This window comes from Commensalibacter communis (assembly GCF_947179015.1).
In the GTDB taxonomy this organism is placed as follows: domain Bacteria; phylum Pseudomonadota; class Alphaproteobacteria; order Acetobacterales; family Acetobacteraceae; genus Commensalibacter; species Commensalibacter communis.
In genome coordinates, this window is the sequence record NZ_CAMXCM010000032.1 from 1 (window position 1) to 537 (window position 537).

At 35.0% G+C, this 537-nt stretch carries 1 protein-coding gene; it reads right to left on the minus strand.

The genetic code is table 11. The features are described from left to right. Positions 1–537: hypothetical protein (locus PQG54_RS12305; protein WP_271807740.1), on the minus strand; the 537-nt coding region annotated here is incomplete at both ends.

The window sequence follows — 537 nt, forward strand, 5'->3', positions numbered from 1 at the left end:
AGTATCCCAAATAACAGGGGTAATAAACCCATCATCGTCACCTGTAAAATAATCTGTTGCTAACCCAATAGTACCAGCCATATAGTTATTGGTAATACCAGAAACACCAAGCTTTCTATTTAATTTTATATTATTGAGCTTTTGAGGATTCATCCTTAAAGTTCTAGAACCATAATACCAAGGATTTTCTGGATCACCAACAAAACTGCCACCATACTTTACAGTATCGTGCCCTAAGAAACCTTCTGTACCAATAATAGTCATCCTTTTCCTAGTTGGCTCTATATCAGCAAATTCTCCTTTATCAGCATCCCATTTTTGACATAATATTGCATCAAATAAAAGGTTCATACTGTAATAGCCAGTTAAGTCTTGTAACCCCCCAGTAGATAAAAATGTTTCATATTGCAACTCTTGGGTTGAATCTTGATAAAAGATTCTATTGTCTAATGTTTTCCATGCATAGAATGATAAATAAGGTGCTTTCCCATAGTAAATGTCACCCAAATCGTAGTCTGTAGTGCTTGAATACACACC